Source organism: Nonomuraea sp. LPB2021202275-12-8, assembly GCF_037044575.1.
GTDB lineage: Bacteria > Actinomycetota > Actinomycetes > Streptosporangiales > Streptosporangiaceae > Nonomuraea.
Window position 1 is genome coordinate 1 of record NZ_JBAHWD010000086.1, and the last position, 5,247, is coordinate 5,247.

Genomic DNA, 5,247 nt, shown 5'->3' on the forward strand with positions numbered 1-5,247 from the left:
CCCAACCCTGGGCGCCCTCATGCGTAGGCAGGACAGCTTCCTTGACACCGGTAACGACGGCGAGCGGCAAAGTGACACGTGCAAGCACCCCAGTACCGGGCGGATTCTTGACCAGGAGGTGCGCGCCGGGGACACGCAACCGCTGCATGGCGGCGGAGACCGTCTGCTGCCACTTCCAGGGCTGCTTGTACAGGTCCTGAATCTTCTGACGCTTGAGCACCTCGGCGATCAACTCGGAGAGCTTACGGTTGCCGGGGAGGGCGCCCATGTAGCGGCGGATGTCATAGACGGCGCGTGCGCCAGCGACGTTCCTGCCCTGAGCCCAGCGTTTCTGCAGTTGAACCGCAGCTTCCACACCACTGATGACTGAGATGACCTTGAGCGGCTTGGTCACATATCGAACTTGCTCCTTGTGCTTCTCCCAAAGATCGAGAACACCGGTCATGCTGGCGAACAGCAAGACGCCTTCCGGGTCCTCTTCGAGGAGTCCTACACGACGTCGAATGTCTCTGGCTTGATCGTCTGCCCACGTGGCACGAGCCGAAAAAGTAGCGAGGCGACTGGTGACGCCGTTCCAGCGGTCCAGGATTTGCCGGATCACAGCGCCCTGGACGGCAAGGGATCCGCCCGCGACCTCGGCAGCCGCCGCCAGGTTTCGGGCTTGATCCGGCTTCATCCCGACGAGACTCATCGCGTCGAGGGTAGGGCAGCGGACGACGCGATGCATCAATCCTTATAACTGCGATATGTCAAGACAAGGGAGTTGCGGTGCGGTCTGAGAGGGACTGATGTGCCCTTGCCCCGATTACCTGCACGTTTGGATGCATGGCATTCCACCGTACGTGAGAACCGAGTGACACCTGTGCCAGTTTGGTATATCTCTCGACATTTGTTGAATTACGAGAATTTCTTCGTCGAAGGCTGATATGTCCTGACGATTGGGTCAGCGCAAGCTGGCCGCTGACTGCGGCCTCGATCTCCGGCGCCACTGGCCGATCTGATGCGATATGCGGCGGTTCCGGAATGCGGCAGAAACGGACCGCAGGCTTGATCATCAATCGGAATCATTCCCCAGTTGCCACAACCGCACGGTGCCGTCCAGGCTGCCAGTGGCCAGGAGCTTGCCGTCCGGGTTGAACGCCACCGACAAGACCTCGTCGGTGTGGCCGGTGAGAGGACGGCCGATGGGGGTGCGGGTGGTCACGTCCCACAACCGCACGTCGTCGTCGTCACTGCCGGTGGCCAGGATCTTGCCGTCGGGGCTGAACGCCACTGAGTCGACGATGTCGGTGTGGCCGGTGAGGGGGCGGCCGATGGGGGTACGGGTGGCCACGTCCCACAACCGCACGGTGTGGTCACTGCTGCCGGTGGCCAGGATTTTCCCGTTCGGGCTGAACGCCACCGCGGCGACCCAGCCGGTGTGGCCGGCGAGGGGGCGGCCGATGGTGGTGCGGGTGGCCACGTCCCACAACCGCACGGTGTCGTCATCGTCGGCGGCCAGGATCTTGCCGTCCGGGCTGAACGCCACCGAGGAGACGGAGCTCGTCAGCTTGTTGCGGCCGGTGAGGGGGCGGCCGATAGGGGTGCGGGTGGCCACGTCCCACAACCGCACGTCGTCGTCATCGTCGGCGGCCAGGATCTTGCCGTCCGGGCTGAACGCCACTGCGGAGATGGAGGCCACCGAGTCGACGTCGTTGGTGTGGACGGTGAGGGGGCGGCCGATTGAGGTGTTGGTGGCCACGTCCCACAACCGTACGGTGTCGTCATAGCTGCCGGTGGCCAGGATCTTGCCGTCCGGGCTGAACGCCACCGCGGAGACACCGTCGGTGTGGCCGGTGAGGGGCGGGCCGAGGAGGGCACGGGTGGCCACGTCCCACAACCGCACGGTGTCGTCTCCGCTACCGATGGCCAGGATCTTGCCATCGGGGCTGAAGGCCACCGAGTGGGCGACGCCGTTGTGGCCGGCGAGGCGCTGGCCGAGGATGGTGGCGGTGTCATCCAGGGTGAAGGTGTAGTAGGCGGCCGGCAGGGCGGCGGCCAGGCCCCCGACGCCCAGCCCGGTGAGCAGGCGGCGGCGGGACAGAACCCGGTGCGGCGCGGCAGCGACGTGATCTCGCGTTGCGGATGTAGGCACGGCCCGATCCCCGAGACCGGGAGAGCCGGGTGCGTAGAGGGCCGACACGGAGGGTGCCGGTTCGGTGGGCGCCGGTTCGGTAGGTGAGGGGGCGTCAAGGCGGGCAGTCGCTGCGGCCGCGGGGGGCTGGGCCGGCGGAGGCGCCTGGGAAGTGGGGGCGGCTAAGCCGGTTTCGATGGCCTGTCGCATCGCCGCGGCATCCCGGTGGCGCTGTTGGGGGTCTTTGGCCAGCGCGGTCGCCAGCACCTGGTCCCAGAAGGGGGCCAGGGCCGGGATCAGTTGTGAGGGCGGCTGCGGGGTCTTGTGCAGGTGCCCGAAAAGCACGACGGTGAGCGAGTCTCCGATGAAGGGCGGCCGACCGGTGAGCATCTCATACAGCACGCATCCGGTGGAGTACAGATCCGAGCGGGCGTCGGCGGGCTTGCCGTCGGCCTGTTCGGGCGACATGTAGGACGGGGTACCGATCCGCATTCCGGTGGCGGTCAATCGGGTGGCCGTCTCCGACAAGAGCTTGGCGATCCCAAAGTCCATCACCTTCACTCGCCCCCGGCCGTCGACGCGGTGGACCATGATGTTGGCGGGCTTGATATCGCGGTGCACCACCTCCCGCCCATGGCTGTGCTCCAACGCCTCCAAGACCGCCGCCACGATCCGCCCGACCTCGTTCGGGGTCGGCGGAGCCTGGCGCAGCAGATCGGCCAGTGTCCCGCCCTCCACCAACTCCATCACCAGATACGGAACCGGCTCCCCACCCTCGGTGTCCTCTCCGATGTCGTAGACGGTCGCGATGTTGGGATGCGACAAGCCCGCCGCCGCCCGCGCCTCCCGCCGGAACCGGGCCCGGAAGTCCTCATCGCGCAGCATCTGCGCGGGCAGCACCTTGACCGCCACGATCCGCTCCAGTTCCCGGTCACGCGCCCGATACACCACCCCCATACCGCCCCGTCCCAACGGCTGTAGCAGCTCATACCGTTCCGATAGAACTCTCACCACAACGCCCCGATCCCTCCGCTCTCCACGTGATGAACACCAAACTACGAACAAGGCCACCTTCTGGGCGGACAAACGAACGAGCCAGTCTGTGTGGGTCAGCATGACGATAACCACGATCAAGAACCAGGCGAACTACCGGCTGGTATGCCCTACTTGAGATCGCTACGTTGTGAAGCCGATAGAGAACACACCGCTACTTTGCGGCTCGCACCGTAGCTTCAGGAGTTCTGAGTACGGCGGTACCTCTGACGGCAACGCTGACGGCAACGTCGGCCACCGCACCTGCACACAGGGCACTGCGGGCGACCACTCACTGCGAGGTCATCAGCCGGGAACAGCCTGATCGCTACACCTGAAAAGCGGAAGGTCGGCGGTTCGACCCCGCCCCTGACCACAGCAACTGACCAGCCAAGACGCCCCGAACGGATCACCGTTCGGGGCTTTTTGATCTGTGCTGACAGCAACAGTGACAGCAACGTCCCCGCCGCTTCATTGAGTCGCCCGCCCTTGCCGGGGCGAATGATCATTCTGATCTGCTTCAGGGTCTGACTTGTAGATCTTGTGCAGGCGTGAATCTCCTGAATGGCTTTCGGGCGCGAATACAAGGCAAACGTCATGCTGACGAGTCCGGATGCCGCGAGCCCTGTCGCCCACGACGATGCCCGGCGCTTCTTCCCACTCGCATCCGGCCGTGTCCAGGGCGCTGAGGACCTCCAGCATGTCGAGCCGGGCAGCTATCGGCCGCTCCCAGCCGGAAAGTGCGCTGGGCAGGGCAACTGTGTCACGCCACAGGGGCACTCCGACCTCGATCACGAGCCCATGGCAGATCAGTACCTCAAGGTCATCCCAGAAATGGAGGCGGGGCCGCCATCGGCGAGGCTTGGAGTCATGCATGCGGTCATGGAATGGCCCGATCAGGGTTTCCAACTCCTGCAACGGCATGCCGCAGCGCAGGGGTCCGAGTCGGCCGCTGCTGCCAAATCGGACAACGACGTCAAGCGCTTCGCCCATACCGAAAGTGAAGCAGCTCGCTCGACGATCTCTCACATAATCAAGGGGGATGGGCTGGAGCACGCTGGAGGCCGCCACCCTGATGGGCGGCGGCCTCCAGCAAGGAAGAACTTGGAATCAGCCCAAGGCATCTCCGAGCTTGCGTAGTGCGTTGCGCTTGTCGTCGAGGGATGCATGAGCGTAGATCGTCATGGTCACTTCGATGTCGCTGTGGCCGACGATGTCGCGGACGACCTGGGGTGGGACGCCGAGGTTGAGCAGGAGCGTCACACAGGTGTGTCGGAGGTCGTGAAACCTCATCTCGCCGAGACCGGCGGCCTTGCGGATCGCTCCCCAGCTTCGCCGTAGGTTGTCCGGCTCCATCGGGGTCCCGCAGCGTGACGGGAAGACGAGGCCGTGTTCCGTCCATTCCTCCCAGCGGTCCGAGCGTTCGGCGAACTGCTTCCTTCGGTGCTCTTTCAGAGCCTCCACGCAGATGGGCGGCAGCGGGACAGTCCGCTCCGAGTCGGAGGTCTTCGGGCGGACGAACTGGAGGCGGCCCGCGACCCGCTGGAGGCTCTGGACCACTTCCAGCTTGCCGGCCTCAAGGTCGACGTCCGTCCAGCGGAGCCCGAGGAGTTCCCCGCGGCGCAGGCCGAGACAGAGCGCCAGGACGTACAGCGCGTAGAGCCGGTGGTCCCGAGCGGCCGTGAGGACGGGCCGACCTGGCACTTCGTGCAGCACCAGCTCGATAGCCGTGATCTTGATGCCCTACGGATTCTCAAATCCCTGCCACGCGTCGGTTTCACTGGCCTAAGCGGTCCGTCCTATGGATTCACACTCGCACCCCAACTTCACATCGATGACGCGCGCATCATCCGGTTGACTGTTGCGGCGGCGCTGCCTCTACCCGAGCTGCGTCCGCTCATCGCGGACCCGTTCCTACTCGTGCTGCACTTGATGATCGTGAAGCTTCTGCAGTCGGCGCCGACTCCCGCGGAATCCGCGAGGCCGAGGCTGGAGGCGGTTGAGCTCGGGCTGACGATCCAGAACCTGCCGCCCGGGTTCCTCGCCGGATTGCCTGACATCCTGGAAGGTGAGCCCGCGACCTGGAGAGGTTCTCCCTCGCG

Annotated in this window: 5 protein-coding genes; 1 reads left to right on the forward strand and 4 read right to left on the reverse strand. The window is 65.2% G+C overall.

All coding sequences use genetic code 11. From position 1 onward, the window contains the following. From V5E28_RS48580 to V5E28_RS48595, 4 genes are all read right to left on the reverse strand, one after another. A partial coding sequence (locus tag V5E28_RS48580; protein ID WP_336217116.1) for a hypothetical protein occupies positions 1-691 on the reverse strand: 691 nt, incomplete at its 3' end. Positions 692-1,054: 363 nt separating this feature from the next. After that, positions 1,055-3,229, reverse strand: coding sequence for a WD40 repeat domain-containing serine/threonine protein kinase (locus V5E28_RS48585; RefSeq protein WP_336217117.1), 2,175 nt, complete (start codon positions 3,227-3,229; stop codon positions 1,055-1,057). 387 nt (positions 3,230-3,616) lie between these two features. After that, positions 3,617-4,138 carry a hypothetical protein gene (locus V5E28_RS48590; RefSeq protein ID WP_336217118.1) on the reverse strand — a complete coding sequence of 174 codons (522 nt, stop codon included), beginning with the start codon at positions 4,136-4,138 and terminating at the stop codon, positions 3,617-3,619. A 117-nt stretch (positions 4,139-4,255) separates the two neighbouring features. Next, positions 4,256-4,861, reverse strand: coding sequence for a site-specific integrase (locus V5E28_RS48595; RefSeq protein ID WP_336217119.1), 606 nt, complete (start codon positions 4,859-4,861; stop codon positions 4,256-4,258). Between V5E28_RS48595 and V5E28_RS48600 the strand changes: the two genes are divergently transcribed. Continuing rightward, positions 4,853-5,247 (forward strand): hypothetical protein (locus V5E28_RS48600; RefSeq protein WP_336217120.1); only part of this gene is annotated, 395 nt, incomplete at its 3' end. The two genes, V5E28_RS48595 and V5E28_RS48600, sit on opposite strands and share 9 nt — an antisense overlap.